Origin of the sequence: Nocardioides sp. CFH 31398 (assembly GCF_022436705.1) — a bacterium.
Lineage (GTDB): Bacteria > Actinomycetota > Actinomycetes > Propionibacteriales > Nocardioidaceae > Nocardioides.
Genome location: NZ_JAKUHT010000003.1, coordinates 23,045 through 40,269 on the forward strand (window position 1 = coordinate 23,045; position 17,225 = coordinate 40,269).

Consider the following 17,225-nt stretch of genomic DNA (forward strand, 5'->3'; position numbering starts at 1 on the left):
TGGCGTGCCGACCCGGCCGGTCAGAGGGCGGTCGTGTCGAGGACGAAGCGGAAGCGGACGTCGTTGCGGGCCAGGCGGTCGAGCGCGATGGCGACCTCCGACGCGGGCAGGACCTCGACGTCCGCGGTGATGCCGTGCTCGCCGCAGAACGCGAGCAGCTCGGAGGTGCGGTCGACTCCCCCGCTGCCGGAGGAGCTCAGACGCTTCCGCCCGCCCAGCAGGCTCATGGTGTCGACCGACAACCGGCCGAGGTAGCCGACCGGGTAGAGGACGCCCTCGGTGTCGACGCACGCGAGGTAGGGCTCCAGGTCGTGCTCGACCGCGACGGTGTCGAGGACGACGTCCAGGCTGCTCGCGGCCGCCGTCATCTGCTCGTCGTCCGTCGACACCACCACGCGCGAGGCGCCGAGGCGACGCGCGTCCTCGACCTTCGCCGCCGAGGTGGTGAAGGCCGTGACCTCGGCGCCGAGGGCGGCGGCCAGGCGGACGGCGAGGTGGCCGAGCCCGCCGATCCCGACGACGCCCACCCTGGAGCCCGCCCCGACGCCCTCGGTGCGCAGCGGCTCGCAGACCGTGATGCCCGCGCAGAGCAGCGGCGCGACGCCGGCCGGGTCGAGGCTCGCCGGGCGTGCGTGGACGAATCGCTCCCGGGCGACGTGCTCCCCCGCGTAGCCGCCGAGGGTGCGTGACCCGTCGTGGCGGTCACGGCCCGCGTAGGTGAGGACGACCTCGGCGCACCACTGCTCCTGGCCCTCCCGGCACCAGCGGCAGTCACCGCAGCTGTCGACGATGTTGCCGACCGCCACCGGATCGCCGACGGCGAAGCGGGTGACCTCCGGACCGACCGCGGCCACCTCCCCGACGAACTCGTGGCCCGGCACGAGCGGGAAGGCCGCGCCGTCGGTGCTGCGCAGGTGGTGCAGGTCGGTGAAGCAGACGCCGCAGTGGGTGACGCGGACAGCGACGTCGTCGGGCCGCAGGTCGCGGCGCTCGATCGGCGTGGGGGCGAGGTCGGCACCGGGGCGGTCGGCGAGCAGGGCGGTGGTGCTGCGCATGGCCTATTTCCTAACTGGTTGGTTTGTTCTGGCAGCGTGACACCGTTCCCGCCGAAAAGCAACCAACTGGTTTGTTCGCTAGTCTGTCCCACGTGACCGCCGAGCCCGCTCCGACGCCGAAGGGCGAGGCCACGCGCCGGCGCATCCTCGACGCGGCGCTCGCCGAGTTCGCCGAGCACGGCCTCGCCGGCGCCCGGGTGGACCGGATCGCCGCCGCGGCGCAGGCCAACAAGGCGCAGCTCTACGCCTGGTTCGGCAGCAAGGACCAGCTCTTCGACGCGGTCTTCTTCGGCTCGCTGCACCGGATCATGGACGAGACCCCGATCGACGCCGACGACCTCGCGGACTGGGCCGTCCGGCTGTACGACGACTACCTGCGGCGCCCCGACCTCATCCGCCTGTCCACCTGGCAGCGTCTCGAGCGGCGGCCGACGGGCCACCTCGTCGCCGACCAGGACCGGGTGGACGCCGAGAAGCTCGCCGCGATCGCCCGGGCCCAGGAGCAGGGCCGGGTCCGCGCCGGCGACCCGCTGGACGTGATGGCCCTGGTGATCTCGATGTCGATGGCGTGGTCGCCGGTCAGCGGGGTGTGGGCCGCGACGGCCGACGAGCCCCCCACCGACCACGAGGCGCGGCGGGACCTGCTGCGTCGCGCGGTCGCCGCGGCGGTGGCGCCGGACTAGCGCCGACGTCCGTCCGGCGTCCAGCCGGCGTCGGGTCAGTCCCGCCGCCGCTCGGCGAAGAACGCGTCGAGCACCGCGGTGCACTCGTCGGCGAGGACCCCGCTGACGACCTCGGGGCGGTGGTTGAGGCGACGGTCGCGGACGACGTCCCACAGCGACCCGGCGGCGCCGGCCTTGTCGTCCCAGGCGCCGAGCACCACGCGGTCGACCCGGGCGAGGACGGCCGCGCCGGCGCACATCGTGCAGGGTTCGAGGGTCACGACCAGGGTGCAGCCGGCGAGCCGCCACTCCCCCCGACGTCGGGCGGCGGCGCGGAGCGCCAGCACCTCAGCGTGGGCGGTGGGGTCGCCGTCGACCTCCCGCCGGTTGTGGCCGCGGCCGAGGACCTCGCCGGACGCGTCGAGCACGACCGCGCCGACGGGGACGTCGCCGACCGCCGCGGCCAGGTCGGCCTCGGCGAGCGCGGCCCGCATCGGGGCGTCCCAGGTGCTGCTGTCCACCGTCCGAGTCTCGCCGACCACTACGCTGCCCCGCATGCGGACCCACGTCGTCGACCACCCGCTCGTCGCGCACAAGCTCACCACGCTGCGCGACGTGGAGACCGACTCGCCGACCTTCCGGCGCCTGGCCGACGAGCTCGTGACGCTGCTGGCCTACGAGGCCACGCGCGACGTGCGCGTGCAGACCGTGGAGGTCCTCACCCCCGTCTCCCCCGCCGCCGGGGTACGGCTGGCCGAGAAGCCGCTGGTCGTGCCGATCCTCCGAGCCGGGCTCGGGATGCTCGACGGCATGATGCGGCTGCTGCCCACCGCCGAGGTCGGCTTCCTCGGGATGGTCCGCAACGAGGAGACGCTCGAGGCGTCGACGTACGCCGAGCGCCTGCCGGACGACCTGTCCGGCCGCCAGTGCTACGTCCTCGACCCGATGCTCGCCACCGGCGGCACGTTGGCGGCGGCGATCCGCTTCCTCGTCGACCGCGGCGCCGACCACATCACCGCGATCTGCCTGCTCGCCGCCCCCGAGGGCTGCGAGCGCCTCGAGGCCGGGCTCGCGGGCCTCGAGGTGCCGGTCACGGTGGTCACCGCGGCGATGGACGAGAGGCTCAACGAGGTCGGCTACATCGTCCCCGGCCTCGGGGACGCCGGGGACCGGCTATACGGCGTCGCGGGGAACTGAGCCCGGCATGACCGAGCCGTCGGCGTACTACCTGCCGGTCGACCCCGACGCCGGCCTCTTCGACTCGACCCCGGCGACGGAGAGCCCCTGGGACGCGGCGTCCCAGCACGGCGGCCCCCCGGCCGCGCTGCTGCTGCGGGCGATCGACGCCACCGCCTCCGACCCGACCGCGATGCCGGTCGCGCGCCTCAGCGTCGACATGCTGGGCGGGATCCCGCAGGGACGCATGCGTACCGAGGCCACCGTCGTCCGCCCCGGCAAGCGGGTGGAGATGGTGGAGGCGAGCCTCTACGCGGACGACGACCTCGCCGTGCGCGCCACCGCGTGGCGGATCCGCCGCGGCCCCGCCACCACCACCGACCACGTCACCGCGGGTGACGTCCCGCCGCTCCCCGACGAGCAGCCGCAGCGCTACTTCCCCGGCACCAGCCCCGACTGGGGCTACGGCCGCTCGGTCGAGTGGCGATTCGTGGCCGGTGGGTACGCCGAGCCGGGCCCCGCCACGGTGTGGGCGCGGCCGCGGATCCCGCTGGTCGAGGGCGAGGAGGCGACCCCGCAGCAGCGGGCGATGGTCGTCGCCGACTCCGCCAACGGGCTGTCGGGCCAGCTGCCGATGACCGAGTGGCTCTTCATCCCCCCGACGGTGACGGTCACCTTCCAGCGGCCGCCGACCGGCGAGTGGATCCTGCTCGACGCCGCAACCACGATCGGCCCCGACGGCACCGGCCTCGCCTCGGGCACCCTCTCCGACGCCGACGGCCTCGTCGCCGCCGTCGCCCAGCCCCTGCTCGTCGCGCGCCGCTGAGGCGGCGCGTGGTTGCGGGTCGTCTGGGTCGCACGGGTCCCGCTGGTGCGCGGGTTTCACCAGCCGGCTGGTGAAACCCCGACTCGGCCCTCGAAACTTCGGGGGCCAAGTCGGGACATCACGGGTCGGCTGGTGAAACCCCCGAGCGCGACCCCGAGCGCTCGCCCGGATCAGCGCGGGACGAAGCGCTGGAGCACCTCGCGTCGTGGGTGCGGACGCGTCCGTGGACGCCACGGGGTGGACCTCACCTCCCCCGCCCGGGGCGACGGCGAACCAGAACCGCGCTCACCCGCCGGGTCGGACCAGCCCGTGCTCGTAGGCGAGGACGACGGCCTGCACCCGGTCCCGCAGCCCGAGCTTGGCGAGCACCCGCGCGACGTGGGTCTTGACCGTCTGGATGCTCACGACCAGCTCGGCGGCGATCTCGGCGTTGCTGCGCCCGCGGGCCACCAGCTCGAGGACCTCCGCCTCCCGGGTGGTGAGGTGCTCGTAGCCGCGCGGCGGCCCGTCGCGGCCGGCGCGCGTGAACTCCGCGACCAGGCGACGAGTGATGGAGGGCGCCAGCAGCTCCTCGCCCCGGACGACGGCGTGGACGGCGGCGACCAGCCGGTCGCCCGGACCGTCCTTGAGCAGGAACCCGCTCGCCCCGGCCAGCAGCGCGTCGTACACCAGCTGCGAGCGGTCGAAGGTGGTGAGGATGACCACGCGGGTGCCGGGCAGGGTCCCGGTGATCCGCCGCGTCGCCGCGATGCCGTCGAGGCCGGGCATCCGGATGTCCATCAGGACGACGTCGGGGCGCAGCGCCTGCGCGAGCTCGACGGCCGTCGCGCCGTCGGGCGCCTCGCCCAGGACGGCGACGTCCGGCTCGGGCTCCAGCAGCATCCGCAGGCCGGCCCGCACGAGGTCGTGGTCGTCGGCGAGCAGGACGCCGATCATCCGACACCGACCGGGCACGCCGCGGGCGCCGGGACCTCCGCGACCACGCGGAACCCGCCGTCGTCGGGCCCCCAGCGCAGCGCACCGCCCCGCTCGGCGAGGACGGCGGCCAGGCCGGCCAGCCCGGTGCCGGACCCGCGCACCGGCGGCTGGCCGGCGCCGGGCGCACGACCGGTGTCCCTCACGTCGACCCGCCAGCCGGCTCCCGACCGGGCCACGACCACCGACGCGGTGGCCTCCGGCGCGTGCCGGGCCACGTTCACGAGCGCCTCCCGGACGACCCGGTGCACGAGGGCGCCGGCGGCACCGCGGGGTGGCGGCCCCGGCTCGGTCGACGCGGTGGTCGCCACCCCGACGAGCCGCCCGAGGGCACGGATGCGCGAGGCGTCGAGGACGTCGTCGTCGGCGAGGGCGTCGAGGCCGTCGCGGAGCTCGGCCACCCCTCCCGCCGCGGTCGCCGCGATCGTCGCGAGGGCCTCCGCTGCACCGGCGGGGTGACGGCGAGCCGCCGAGGCCTGGAGGCAGACGACGGTCAGCGTGTGGGCGACGGTGTCGTGCAGCCGGCTCGCCAGCGCCTGCCGCTCGCGAGCCGTCGCCAGGCGGGTCGCGGCGTCGCGGCCCGCCGCGAGGGCGTCCACCACCTCCGCCGTACGCCGGGCCCGGGCGTGCCACCCGGCGGCGAGGCGCCCCAGCAGCACCGTGGCGGTGAGCCAGGCGACGACCATGACGTCCTCGGCCGGACCGGCCTCGTCGACGTCGACCGCCGAAAGGTGTCCCAGCAGCAGGGCGGACGCGACCGTGGCGAGCCACGTCGGGACCCACCACCACGAACGGGACCAGGCGCCGAGCGAGTAGACGAGCACCGACAGCAGGGCGATGCCGGTCACCGTGGCGGGCACGGGCGTCAGCCACGCGGTGGCGGCCGCGGCGGCGACGAGGAGCACGAGGGCGGCGAGGACCGGCCGGGAGCGGCGGAGCACCAGGGGCGCGGCCACCAGCACCCCGGCCAGGGCGCACAGCCACGACGGCCCACGGGCCAGCGGGTGGACGACCATCTCGACCGCGACGGCGACGCCGATCGCCGCGGCCAGGCCCAGGTCCGCCCACGACGGACGCGGCGCCGGGGCGGCGTCCTGCGCCTGCGACGTCGACGCGGGCGGCTCCGGCGCGGCGAGGGAGCCGAGGACGTCGCGGACCTCGTCGAGCGCCCCCCGGGCCTCGGACTCCAGGACCGCCAGGGCGCCGGCGTCGCCGACCCGGCGCGCTCCGTCGGCGCGGACGGCGATCGCGGCGAGACGCTCGGTCACGCCGACGTGCACCTGCTGCTGCACCCGGGCCTGCTCCTCGAGGCGGGCCGCCAGGACGGCCTGCCGCTCCTGCTCCTCGAGCTCGTCCGCGAGGGCGCGCAGCCGGTCGACCTGCGCCGCGCGAGCGGTGACGACCCGGCCGGCGGCGGCGGGCCCGGCCACGAACGCCAGGAAGAACACGGCGTCGTCCAGCGGGTGGTACGCCGCGCCGCTGAGCTGGCTGACCGCGCAGAGGCACCCCGCGCTCACCGGCACCATGAGCAGCGCGACCCGCGGTCCGAGCCACGCACCGGCCGCGTACCCGGCGATCGCGGCGAGGAGGGTCAGCACGACCCCGTCGACCAGCAGCGGCCACCCCGCCGCGAGGGCGACGAGCGGCGTCAGGGTCACCAGCGCGACCACGACCCACGCGACGGCGGACGGGACGGGCCGGGACACGGAGCCGAGCCTAGGCAGCGACGACCCCGTCGCGCCTCACTCCGCAGAGTGACGCGGACTGACGCGGACTGACGCGAGGTGACGCGGGGAGGCCGGGCCCGGCGGCCGCTACAGCTTCTTGACCCCCGCCAGCACCTCGGTCAGCGACTCGCGCGCGTCGCCGAACAGCAGCATGGTGCCGGGCTGGTAGAGCAGCTCGTTCTCGATGCCGGCGAAGCCGGGACGCATGGACCGCTTGAGGAAGACGGTCTGCTTGGCCTTGTCGGCGTCGAGGATCGGCATGCCGTAGATCGGGGACGACTTCTCGGTGCGCGCGGCGGGGTTCACCACGTCGTTGGCGCCGACGACGAGGACGACGTCGGCGGTCGGGAAGTCGCCGTTGATCCGGTCCATCTCACGCAGCTGGTCGTAGGGCACCTGCGCCTCGGCGAGCAGCACGTTCATGTGCCCGGGCATGCGCCCGGCCACCGGGTGGATCGCGTAGTCGACACGGACGCCGCGCTCGGCGAGCAGGTCGACGAGCTCGCGCAGCGTGTGCTGGGCCTGCGCGACGGCGAGGCCGTAGCCGGGGACGACGATCACGCGGTCGGCGTACGCCAGGGTGATGGCGACGTCCTCCGCCGTCCCGGAGCGCACGGGACGGTCCGAGGCGGTGGTCGAGCCGAGCGTCGAGCCGCCCTTCAGGGCGCCGAAGAGGATGCCCGAGACCGACCGGCCCATCCCGTTGGCCATCAGCAGCGTGAGGAAGGTGCCGGACGCACCGACCAGGGTGCCGCCCACGAGCAGCACCGTGTTGCCGAGCAGCCAGCCGGAGCCGGCGACGCACAGGCCGGTGAAGGCGTTGAGCAGCGAGATGACGATGGGCACGTCGGCCCCACCGACCGGCAGCACGAGCAGGACGCCGAACGCGAGGCCGAGCAGCGCGAGGACGAACCCCAGCCACAGCGACTGGCCGCCGACGGTCAGCCACACGGCGCCCGCGAGCGCCAGGACGAGGACGCCGACCACGGCGACCGGCAGGCCCGGGAACACCACCGGGCGGGAGGTCATGAGCTCCTGCAGCTTGGCGAAGGTGACGACCGAGCCGGCGAACGAGACCGTGCCGACGACCACGGTGAAGGCGGTGATGGCCCAGGTGTCCCAGCCGAGGACGTCGAGGTCGGCGTAGGCGAGGAACTCCTCGAGCTCCACCAGCGCGACCAGCGCGGCGGCGCCGCCGCCGACGCCGTTGAAGAGCGCCACCATCTGCGGCATCTGCGTCATCTGCACCCGCTGGGCGCCGAGGACGCCGAGCACGGTGCCGACCACGATCGCGCCCACCATCAGCAGGACGTTGTCGAGGTCGAGGTAGAGGAACGGCAGCAGGCAGGCGACCGTCGCGGCGACCGCGCCGACGAGGTTGCCGGCGCGGGCGGTCCGGGGGCCCGACAGGCCCTTGAGCGCGAGGATGAACCCGACGGCGCAGAGCAGGTAGACCAGCTGCACCCAGGTCGGCGCCGCCATCACGGGCGGCCCTTGGCGCCGGACGCCGGACGGCGGCGCGAGAACATCTGCAGCATCCGGTCGGTCACGACGAAGCCGCCGACCATGTTGATGGTGGCGAGCACGATCGCCAGGGTGCCCAGCGCGACGAACACCGGCTCGTCCGTCGACCCGGTGACGAGGATCGCGCCGAGCAGGATCACGCCGTGGATCGCGTTCGCGCCCGACATCAACGGCGTGTGGAGGGTCGAGGAGACCTTCGAGATGACCTCGACGCCCACGAACACGCTGAGCACGAGGATGGTCAGGAGCTCGATCACAGGGAACCGCCTTGCAGGACCGCTCGGGTCATCTCGTGGACGACGACGCCGTCCTTGACGACGCAGGACTTCGCCACGACCTCGTCCTCCATGTCGGGGGCGAACCGCAGCACCCTCTCGCCGGGCGGGCCCGGGGGCCCGGGCGGCGGCGGGGTGTCCGCGGCGGCCTCGTCGCCGGGCCCGGCCGCGCCGGCGCCCGGGTCGGCGGCGGGCGGCTCGTCGGTGGTCATGAGGGTGACGAGGGCGAGCAGGTTCGCGGCGTACAGGCGGGAGGCGGGGTCGGGCATCTGCGAGGGGACGTTCTCCCCGCCCCACACCTGGGCGTCGCCCACGCGGACGACCCGACCGGGCTCGGAGCGCTCCACGTTGCCGCCGGACTCCGCGGCGAGGTCGACGACGACCGAGCCGGGGCTCATCGCCTCGACCATCTCGCGGGTCACCAGCAGCGGCGCGGGTCGGCCGGGGACGGCAGCGGTGGTGATGAGGGCGTCGGCGGCCGCGACGTGCGGGGCGAGCAGCGCGCGCTGGCGCTCCGCCCGGTCGGTGGTCATCTCCTTGGCGTAGCCGCCCTCGCCCGAGAGGTCCTCGAGGTCGAGGGTGATGGCCTCGGCACCCATCGAGCGGATCTCCTCGGCGGCGGCCGGCCGGACGTCGTACGCCTTGACGACCGCGCCGAGCCGCTTCGACGTCGCGATGGCCTGGAGCCCCGCGACACCGGCGCCGAGCACCAGCACCTGCGCGGGCTGGACGGTGCCGGCGGCGGTCATGTTGAGGGGGAAGAACCGACGCAGCAGGCCGGCGGCGACGATCGCCGAGCGGTAGCCGGCGACGAGGGCCTGGGACGACAGGGCGTCCATCGACTGGGCCCGGGAGATGCGCGGCAGCAGCTCCATCGCCCAGGCGTCGACCCCGCAGTCGCGCAGCTCGCCGATCGTGTCGGCCGCGGACGTCGGCAGGAACGACACGACCGCGGACCCGCGGGGGATGCGCCGCACCGTCGTCGGGGCGAGGGGCTGGACGGCGAGGACCAGGTCGGCACCCTCGAGCGCCTGGGGGTCGAGGACGGCGCCCGCGTCGGCGTACGCCTCGTCGTCGAACCCGGCCGGGATGCCGGCGCCCGGCTCGACGTGCACCTCGGCGCCCATCGCGACGAGGCGGCCCGCGACCTCGGGCACCACCGCGACCCGCGCCTCGTCCCGGCGCGTCTCCCGCGCCACCGCGATCCTCACGGGGCTGAACCTAAGGCATGGGACCGACGGTGTCCCGGTCCCGCGCAGGTCAGCCGCGCACCACGTCCAGCAGCAGGGACGGGGCGACCTCGTCGAGGGCGTCGCGCGACTGCGAGAAGGTGTGGAACCGCAGCCGCCCGACCGACAGCCACTCGGTCGAGAGCCGGACGACGGTCCGGCCGCGCACGCCCGGGGTCCGCTCCACGGTGATGCGCTGGGGCTCCACCCGCTCGCTCTCCCCGGACTCCGGGTCGACGGCGAACAGCTTGGCGGGACCACCCGCGTTGCCGAGGAAGAAGAACCAGGTCCGGCCGCTGGCCGGGTGCTCGAGCATGGTCAGCTGCTGCTGCCTGCGGACGCCGGTCGAGCGGCCGTCGCGCAGCTCGGCCCACTGCACGGTCACGACGATGTTGTGCCCGGCCTGCCACGGGGTGCGGTACGTCGCCCTCAAAATGTCGGCGTGACGGTTGGCCTCGGCCCCGCGGTCCTCCCCGAACGGGTGCTGCACGTCGCCGCGCGGGTCCTTGACCAGGTCGTGGTAGCGCGCGGCCGCCCGCTGCAGGCCGGCGCCCGGGTCGGACGCCGGGTCCGCCGCCGACGCGGGCGGGGCGAGACCGAGCAGACCGCTGAGCAGCACGAGGGCCGCCGGGCCGAGGAGACGCTGACGCAGAGGCACGAAACGGTCCCCATCCTGCTCGACGGGCGACCCCACGTCGCCCTGCGCGCACTCTTGCACAGCGCACGGGTCGGCGACGAGGGTGACGTCGGCCCGGTTCAGCGCGGCGTGCCGACGTACAGGGGTCGTGACGTCGCGACAGGATCGCGCGGGCGGGAGATCGGCCCCCCGCTCCACGAGGTGAACGAGGTCCTCCTGCGATCGACGCGGCGCATCCACTCGGTCGACATCCGCAGGTCCATCCGGCCGTTCGCCCCGAAGTCGTAGTCGACCTCGACCCGGTCGGGCCTGATGACGCGGACCTCCTCGTCACCGGAGTAGTCCTCGAGCTCGACGCGTCCGTCGTTGCCGACGTACACCGTCCACGACCCGTAGCCGAACCGGTCACCGAACTCGGTCCACAGCAGCTGGTCGGGACTCCCCCTGCGCCGACCGTCCACCAACCGGACCCACCGGGCCGTGATCCGTAGCTCACCGCCGACCCTGAAGGGGGTCCTGTAGCGGACCCTGGTCAGGTCCGCCGTCGACTCGTCCCCGCCCGGACGGACCACGTCCCCGCGCGGGTCCTCGACGACCTGGACGTGCGACGGCGTCGCCGGCTCGTCGGCCGCGGTCGCCGTCCCTGGTGCCGTGCCCGGCACCAGGGCCACCGCGAGCAGGGCAGGCACGGCGAGCAACCGGGCCGTCGGTCGGATGGTGCGCATGCGGGTCCTCGTCTCCTCCGGGCGCCCGAGCGCGCCCCCTTCACCCTCTACGCCGCCGGCGACGGATCGGTTGCCCGGCCCGGCGACGCGCGTCAGCGCACCGGTCCGACGTCCAGCAGCGGCGAGTACGGCGATCGGTCGACGGCCCGCCGGGAGAACGCGGCGCTCACGGCGTACACCCGCGGTGCCGTCAGCCACTCCGAGGACACGGTCACGGTCATCGTTCCGCCGCGGCCGAACTGGCGACGGACCGACACCTCCTCCGGGCGCACCCGGGACGGCTCCCCGTCGACGTACTCCCGCACGACCACCCGGTCGTCGTGGTTGGTCGCGAACACGGTCCAGAACCGCTCGCCGGGCCCGCTCAGCAGCGTGAGGAACGCCTGGCGGCGTACGCCGGGGCCCCGGGCGTCACCCAGCGACGCCCAGCGGCTGCGGAGCACCAGGTCACCTCCCCGGCGTGCCGGCGTCCGGTAGGAGACGGCGGTCAGGTCCGCGAGGTCCAGGTAGGTCCGGGGCCCACGCAGCACCACCGACGTCCCCCGCTCGGCGTCACCGCGCGGGTCCCCCTTGGACCAGCTCCGCACCGGCGACCCGACCGTCTCGTCGTCCTCGGGCGCCCCGGCGGCGGCCGACGCGACCCATCGCTCCACGGCCGAGGGCGGGTCGGCGGGGTCGGCCTGCACCGGGGCGGTGAGGAGGCCGAGGGCCACCACCCCGCCCACCAGGGGTGCGGCCAGCATCCGGGCCCGCCTCATCGCAGCGGCCCCACGTCGAGGGGCTTCGAGGCGCGCACGCGGTCGAACGCGATGTTCCGTCGTCCCGAGGTGGCGGTGTTGAGGAACGTGAGGGACCGGGCGCCGAGCCACTCGGTGGACAGGATGAGATCGACGGTGCCGTCACGCCCGAAGTCGCGACGCATCTCGACCTTCTCAGGGTTCACGCGGGACTGGCCGGTGCTGGTCGCGAACCTCTGGACGACCACCCGGTCGTCGGTGTTGCGGACCGTGACGTAGAAGGCCAGGTCCCGGGTCACGCGGAGGGTCGTGAACTGGAGCTGGCGTCGCGCACCCCCGTCACGGGCGTCGGCCAGGTACGCCCAGGTGGTGGTGATCCGCAGGTCGCCGTCGACGCGGGACGGGGTCTTGTAGCGGGAGCGTGTGATGTCGGCGAGGCGCTCGTACGAACGGGGTCCGCCGCGCAGCGGGCCCGGGACCTCGCCGTCACCGCGCGGGTCGCGGACGACGTCGACCCGGCGGGGCTCGTCGCCCCGGGGGGTGGCCATCTCGACGGCTGTCGTCGCGGTGGCGCTCGGCGCCGGGGCCGGCCCGAGCGCGAGCAGCCCGGTGGCGAGTGCGGCCACCACGCGAGTCGCCCTCATCGCAGTGCCCCCACGTCTAGCGGCCGCGAGCGCCGGACCCTGTCGAGCGCCTCCTCGCCGGACCCGGAGATCCCCTGGGTGAAGAACCGGACCCGGTCGGCGTCCAGCCACTCCGTCGACATCAGGACGTCGGTCGTGCCCCCGGGTCCGAAGGTGCGCTGCACCCGGACCTTGTCCGGCCGGACCCGGTCGAAGTCCTCGGTGAGGTCGTAGAGCCGGATCCGGTCGTCGGCGTTGGTGACCACGAAGGCCCAGAACCCGTCGTCGTCGACGTCGTCGAGGTAGGTCACCTGAATCTGGCGCCGGACGGCGGGTCGGCTGGCGTCGCGGAGGTCCGCCCAGGTGTTGGTGACGCGAAGGTCGCCGCCGTCGCGCGACGGCGTCTTGTAGCGGAGCCGGGTGAGGTCGGCCAGACGCGTGTAGGGCCGGGGACCGCGCGCGAGCCCGGTCCGCTCGGCGTCACCGCGGCGGTCCGTCACGACGTCCAGCCGGCGGTCCTCACCGGGCGCGGCGCGGGGAGGCACCGACGACGGCAGGGCGGGCGCCATGGCGCGCAGCTCGGCGGCGCTCGGGCCCTCGCCGGCGGCCGAGGCCGGGGCTGGTACCAGCCCGAGGGCCAGCAGGCCCGCGGAGAGGAGGGCGGCGGCGCGGGTGGCGCGGCCTGTGGACACGGTCATGGTTCCCCCTGGGGTCTCCGACGGGGTCGCACCCCCTCGTGTGGCCGTCACCATGCCCCAGCCCGCCGACAGCAAACCACTGGTCCAGACCAGTGGGTGTGCTCGCCCGGCGCGGCGGGTCCGGCGCTCAGTCGCTCGACGGCAGGGCGAGCGGTCGGTGACGTCGGTGACCCGCAGCTCGTGCACGTGGCGAGCCCACCCGCTCTCGACCCGGACGGAGAACACCTGTCGGCGGGCGCCGGGCTCGCTGCCGTCGCTCAGCGTGCCCCATCGGCTCACGAGGCGGGGGTCGACGCCGGGAGCCGGCGTGGTCCCAGTCGCGGGGACGGCCCGGGGTGCAGGTCTGGACCGCTTCCGCCCACGTGCCCGTCAGCGCGGCGAGGCCGCCGGCGTCGTCCGCCCGGTCGGTCGCGGCCCCTCGTGGTGGCCGTGACGCTCCCACCAGCGGCGCAGCGGGCCCGGGGCGTACCAGTTCCAGTCGCCGAGCAGCCGCATCGTCGCCGGCACGAGGAGCGCGCGGACGACGGTGGCGTCGATGAAGAGGGCGACGATCATGCCGACGCCGATCATCTTGATGAGCACGATCCCGCTGGTGCCGAAGGCGCCGATGACGACGCCGAGCAGGAGCGCGGCGCTCGTGATGATCTTGCCGGTCTTCTGCAGCCCGACCGCGACGGCGTCGGTGTTGGAGGCGCCGGTGTCCCACTCCTCGCGCACGCGGGACAGCAGGAACACCTCGTAGTCCATCGACAGGCCGAACAGGACCGCCAGCATGAGGATCGGGTTGGTCGCGTCGAGGAACCCCAGGGGCTCGAAGGCGAGCAGGCCGGCCAGGTTGCCGTCGGCGAAGATCCAGGTCACGACGCCGAAGGCCGCGGTGATCGACAGGACGTTCATCAGCACGGCCTTGACCGGCAGCACCACGGAGCCGAACGCCAGGAACAGCAGCACGAGCATCACGGCCACCATCACCGTGACCATCGCGGGCAGGCGGTCCGCGAGGCTGTCGATGGTGTCGACCGACTCGGCGGTCACCCCGCCGACCAGGGCCTCCCCGTCCTCGGGACGCACGTCGCGCAGGTGCCGCAGGAGGTCCTGGGAGGCCTGCGACTGACCGTTGCCCGACCAGCTCGCACGCAGCAGGGCGGCGCCGCCGTCCTCGGACGTCGTGTCGAGGACCTGGACGTCGACCGGCGTCGCGCCGTCGGCGCCCTCTCCCCCCACCTCGCCCAGCGCGTCGACGTACGACGCCAGCGAGGTCTCGTCGACCCCCGTCACGACGATCTCGGCGGTCGCGGTCTCCGCGCCGAACTCCTCGGCGAGCGTCGCGGCGGCGACGCGGGCCGGGGAGTCCTCGGGCAGGATCCGGTAGTCGGCGGTGCCGAACCGCGCCCCCAGGAAGGGCGAGGCGACGACCAGCAGCGCCGCGGTGAGCACGACGACCACCACGAGGGGACGCCGCATCACCGCGCGGGCGACGCGGGCCCAGCCGCCGTCCGGGGAGTCCACGGACACGGGGCGGCCGCGCCGCCACGGCAGGCGACCGGCGTCGACGCGCGGGCCGAGGAGGCACAGCGTCGCGGGCAGGACGGTGATCGCGACCAGGACGGCGACCAGGACCGCGACGACCCCGCCGTACGCCACGGACGACATGAAGGCGAGCGGGAACACCAGGAGGCTGGCCAGCGCGGCCGCGACCGTCAGGCCGGAGAACAGGACCGTGCGCCCGGCGGTGACGACCGTGCGGTGGGTCGCGGCGGCCGGGTCGAGGCCCCGGGCGAGCTCCTCGCGGAAGCGGCTGACGACGAAGAGGGCGTAGTCGATCGCCAGCCCGATGCCGAGCAGCGTGATGACGTTGACGGCGAACACCGACACCTCGGTGACCTGGGTCAGCAGCCGGGTCAGCGCGAGCCCGCCCACCGTGGCGAGGAGGCCGACGAGCACCGGCATCGACGCGGCCACGGCGCTGCCGAAGAACAGCAGCGCGAGCATCAGCACGATCGGCAGGGAGATGATCTCGGCGCGCTTGAGGTCCTCGGCGGTCGTCTCCGTGACGTCGTCGAACACCGACCACGGTCCGGCGAGGCGCACCTCGAGTCCGGCGGCCCCCGGGCCGTCGGTCAGCGGGCCCTGCACCTCGTCGTACGACTCCATGAGCTCGCCCTGGCCGTCACCGGCGAGGGAGATCACGACCTGGCCCCACTCGCCGTCGGTGCTGACGAGACCGGACCCCGGCGGCACCTCGGCGTACGACGTCACCTTGACGACGGCGTCCTCGGGGAGCCCGGCGACGGCATCGGCGACCGCCGCGTCGAACGCCGGGTCGCCCGGGCCCGCGCGGCCGTCCTCGGCCCGGTAGAGCGCGAGGACGTCGGCGTCGGAGTTGCCGAACAGCGCCCGCTCGACCTCGCCCTGCCGCTCGCTCTCGGACCCGTTGACGCCGAAACCGCTGTTCGACAGCGAGCCGAACACGCCGACGCCGTACAGCCCGGCGACCAGGGCCACGAGCAGGCCGGAGAGCAGCACCGACCGGGGGCGGCGCGCGACGAGGTACCCCCAGCGGTCGAGCACGGGACCATGGTGCCCGGCGAGGGTGCTGCTCAGTCCACGAGGATGCCGGCCTCGGCGGCCATCGCCGGCGCCAGGTCGAGCAGCTGCGCCGTGCCCAGGGTCGCCCCTCGCAGCCCGCTGGGCGGGCTGACCTCGCCGAGGCGGGCGCCGCGGAGGTCGACGTCCTTCAGCCGGGCACCGCGGACCGTGAGGGTCTCGACCGTGCAGCGCTCGAAGGTCGCGCGCTCGAGGACGGCGTCGGCGAGGTCGAGCTCGCCGACGGTGCAGTCCTCCACCACCAGGTCGGAGACGGTCGAGCCGCGCAGGTTGAGGTAGTCGACCTTGGTGTGGGCCACGCGCACCGAGGAGAGGGTCGACCCGTGCGCGCTCAGCGCCCCGAGCCGGGAGCCGAGCACCTCGCTGTCGCGCCAGACGCCCTCCGCCAGCACGAGCTCGGGGGCGTCGAGGGTGTCCAGGCGCAGGTCCAGCAGGCGGCAGCGCTCCAGGCGGGTGCCGTCGGCGCGGGCGCCGAGCAGCTCGGACTCCTGGAGCGTGACGCCGTGCAGGGTCCGGCCGGACAGGTCGAGCCCCGAGACGCGCAGGCCGTCGAGGCCGTCGTCCAGGTCGACGTCCGCCGAGTCGGTCTCGGCGAGGTCGACCAGGCCGGGCGGCGTGCGGCGGGGCCGCTTCACGCGGCCGCTCCGTCCAGCGGCAGCGTCGCGACGACCTCGTGCCGGGCGCCGCGGCGCGGCCCCTCCCCGAGGTGGGAGGCGACGACCTCGACCTCGTCCGCGCGCCAGTCCGGGCCGGCGTACGCGTCGAGGAGCTTGACCCAGTCCGAGACCTGGCTCGGCCGGCCGAGCCGGGCGAGCGTCAGGTGCGGCCGGAAGCGGTCGCCGTCCACCACCGCGCCGGCGCGGGAGCAGGCGCGGCGGCAGGCGGCCGCCAGGTCGTCGAGCCCGGCGCGGTCGCCGGCGAGGTCGCCCCACAGCACCTTGGCGCCGTCCGCGTGCGGGAACGCCCCGCCCCCGTCGACGCGCAGGTCGAGCGGGGCCCGCCGGGACGCGGCCTCCCCGACGCGCTCGACCAGGTCCTCCACCCGCCAGTCGTCGACGTCGCCGCAGAACGCGAGGGTGAGGTGCCACTGCTCGACCGGCGTCCACCGCCACCCGGTGGACGGCGCCGCGTCGCGCCGGGGCTCGAGGAAGGTCGCGAGGTGCTCCACCACCTCCGGGGCCGGTCGCAGGGCGACGAAGATCCGCACCCCGCGACGGTAGTCCGTGACGGGGACGCTCGGCGGGGACTACCCCTCGTGGCCTGCGGATACCGTGACGCGCATGGCCCGCAACATCGCGACGACCGACCACGTCGACCTGGAGGGGCTGCTGGACTTCGTCCGGCCCCGCCACCACATGGTGCTCATCACCACCCGCAAGGACGGCGCCCCGCAGTCCTCCCCCGTCACCGGCGGGGTCGACTCCGAGGGCCGGATCGTCATCGCGACCTACCCCAAGCGCGCCAAGACCGCGAACGCGCGGCGCAACGCCACGGGCAGCGTGCTGGTGCTCTCCGACGAGTTCGACGCCGCCTGGGTGCAGGTCGACGGGGACATCGAGGTCCTCGACGTGCCCGACGCGGTCGAGCCGCTGGTGGAGTACTTCCGCTCCATCGCGGGCGAGCACAGCGACTGGGACGAGTACCGGCAGGCCATGGTCGACCAGGGCAAGTCCCTCATCCGGCTGACGCCGACCCGCTGGTCGCCCATCGCGACCGGCGGCTTCCCGCCGGAGCTCGCCGACGACTAGG

At 74.9% G+C, this 17,225-nt stretch carries 19 protein-coding genes; 4 read left to right on the forward strand and 15 right to left on the reverse strand.

Annotation, left to right across the window (positions count from 1 at the left end; translation table 11 throughout):
• Window positions 1–20 precede the first annotated feature (20 nt).
• On the reverse strand, window positions 21–1,055 hold the full coding sequence (locus MJ876_RS02460; RefSeq protein WP_240234465.1) for an NAD(P)-dependent alcohol dehydrogenase: 1,035 nt from the start codon (window positions 1,053–1,055) through the stop codon (window positions 21–23).
• Window positions 1,056–1,147: 92 nt separating this feature from the next.
• Here MJ876_RS02460 and MJ876_RS02465 point away from each other — a divergent pair, with 92 nt between their 5' ends.
• Window positions 1,148–1,738: a TetR family transcriptional regulator gene (locus tag MJ876_RS02465; protein ID WP_240234466.1), complete on the forward strand. Its 591-nt coding sequence runs from the start codon at window positions 1,148–1,150 to the stop codon at window positions 1,736–1,738.
• A 35-nt stretch (window positions 1,739–1,773) separates the two neighbouring features.
• On the opposite strand, the gene tadA is transcribed toward MJ876_RS02465, so the two are convergent.
• Window positions 1,774–2,211, reverse strand: coding sequence for a tRNA adenosine(34) deaminase TadA (gene tadA / locus MJ876_RS02470; RefSeq protein ID WP_240234861.1), 438 nt, complete (start codon window positions 2,209–2,211; stop codon window positions 1,774–1,776).
• Window positions 2,212–2,272: 61 nt separating this feature from the next.
• Here tadA and upp point away from each other — a divergent pair, with 61 nt between their 5' ends.
• Both upp and MJ876_RS02480 read left to right on the forward strand, forming a co-directional pair.
• On the forward strand, window positions 2,273–2,914 hold the full coding sequence (gene upp / locus MJ876_RS02475; RefSeq protein WP_240234467.1) for a uracil phosphoribosyltransferase: 642 nt from the start codon (window positions 2,273–2,275) through the stop codon (window positions 2,912–2,914).
• Between the two features lie 7 nt (window positions 2,915–2,921).
• Complete coding sequence (locus tag MJ876_RS02480) at window positions 2,922–3,719, forward strand: thioesterase family protein (protein WP_240234468.1); 798 nt, start codon at window positions 2,922–2,924, stop codon at window positions 3,717–3,719.
• A 285-nt stretch (window positions 3,720–4,004) separates the two neighbouring features.
• Here the strand turns inward: MJ876_RS02480 and MJ876_RS02485 are convergent, their stop codons facing one another.
• The 13 genes from MJ876_RS02485 to thpR form a co-directional block, all read right to left on the reverse strand.
• A complete protein-coding gene (locus tag MJ876_RS02485; RefSeq protein WP_240234469.1) occupies window positions 4,005–4,655 on the reverse strand; it encodes a response regulator transcription factor in 651 nt (216 codons plus the stop codon).
• Window positions 4,652–6,400: a histidine kinase gene (locus tag MJ876_RS22075; protein ID WP_240234470.1), complete on the reverse strand. Its 1,749-nt coding sequence runs from the start codon at window positions 6,398–6,400 to the stop codon at window positions 4,652–4,654. Before MJ876_RS22075 ends, MJ876_RS02485 begins: the two co-directional genes overlap by 4 nt.
• 108 nt (window positions 6,401–6,508) lie before the next feature.
• Entirely contained in the window at window positions 6,509–7,903 is a 1,395-nt protein-coding gene (locus tag MJ876_RS02495) for an NAD(P)(+) transhydrogenase (Re/Si-specific) subunit beta (RefSeq protein WP_240234471.1), read from the reverse strand.
• Window positions 7,903–8,202 (reverse strand): NAD(P) transhydrogenase subunit alpha, encoded by a 300-nt coding sequence (locus MJ876_RS02500; protein ID WP_240234472.1) that lies wholly within the window; start codon window positions 8,200–8,202, stop codon window positions 7,903–7,905. Before MJ876_RS02500 ends, MJ876_RS02495 begins: the two co-directional genes overlap by 1 nt.
• Entirely contained in the window at window positions 8,199–9,431 is a 1,233-nt protein-coding gene (locus tag MJ876_RS02505; protein WP_240234473.1) for an NAD(P) transhydrogenase subunit alpha, read from the reverse strand. Before MJ876_RS02505 ends, MJ876_RS02500 begins: the two co-directional genes overlap by 4 nt.
• Window positions 9,432–9,480: 49 nt before the next feature.
• On the reverse strand, window positions 9,481–10,107 hold the full coding sequence (locus MJ876_RS02510; RefSeq protein WP_240234474.1) for a hypothetical protein: 627 nt from the start codon (window positions 10,105–10,107) through the stop codon (window positions 9,481–9,483).
• A 98-nt stretch (window positions 10,108–10,205) separates the two neighbouring features.
• Window positions 10,206–10,811, reverse strand: coding sequence for a hypothetical protein (locus MJ876_RS02515; protein WP_240234475.1), 606 nt, complete (start codon window positions 10,809–10,811; stop codon window positions 10,206–10,208).
• Window positions 10,812–10,903: 92 nt separating this feature from the next.
• Complete coding sequence (locus MJ876_RS02520; protein ID WP_240234476.1) at window positions 10,904–11,554, reverse strand: hypothetical protein; 651 nt, start codon at window positions 11,552–11,554, stop codon at window positions 10,904–10,906.
• Between the two features lie 11 nt (window positions 11,555–11,565).
• Window positions 11,566–12,192: a hypothetical protein gene (locus MJ876_RS02525; RefSeq protein ID WP_240234477.1), complete on the reverse strand. Its 627-nt coding sequence runs from the start codon at window positions 12,190–12,192 to the stop codon at window positions 11,566–11,568.
• The gene (locus tag MJ876_RS02530) at window positions 12,189–12,869 is read right to left on the reverse strand and encodes a hypothetical protein (protein ID WP_240234478.1); all 681 of its coding nucleotides are present in this window, start codon (window positions 12,867–12,869) and stop codon (window positions 12,189–12,191) included. The genes MJ876_RS02525 and MJ876_RS02530 overlap by 4 nt, the downstream gene beginning before the upstream one ends.
• 369 nt (window positions 12,870–13,238) lie before the next feature.
• On the reverse strand, window positions 13,239–15,440 hold the full coding sequence (locus MJ876_RS02535; protein WP_240234479.1) for an MMPL family transporter: 2,202 nt from the start codon (window positions 15,438–15,440) through the stop codon (window positions 13,239–13,241).
• 29 nt (window positions 15,441–15,469) lie between these two features.
• On the reverse strand, window positions 15,470–16,111 hold the full coding sequence (locus tag MJ876_RS02540; protein WP_240234480.1) for a pentapeptide repeat-containing protein: 642 nt from the start codon (window positions 16,109–16,111) through the stop codon (window positions 15,470–15,472).
• Entirely contained in the window at window positions 16,108–16,683 is a 576-nt protein-coding gene (gene thpR, locus MJ876_RS02545; protein ID WP_240234481.1) for an RNA 2',3'-cyclic phosphodiesterase, read from the reverse strand. The genes MJ876_RS02540 and thpR overlap by 4 nt, the downstream gene beginning before the upstream one ends.
• Before the next feature lie 73 nt (window positions 16,684–16,756).
• Here thpR and MJ876_RS02550 point away from each other — a divergent pair, with 73 nt between their 5' ends.
• Entirely contained in the window at window positions 16,757–17,224 is a 468-nt protein-coding gene (locus MJ876_RS02550; protein WP_240234482.1) for a PPOX class F420-dependent oxidoreductase, read from the forward strand.
• Window position 17,225: the final 1 nt, after the last annotated feature.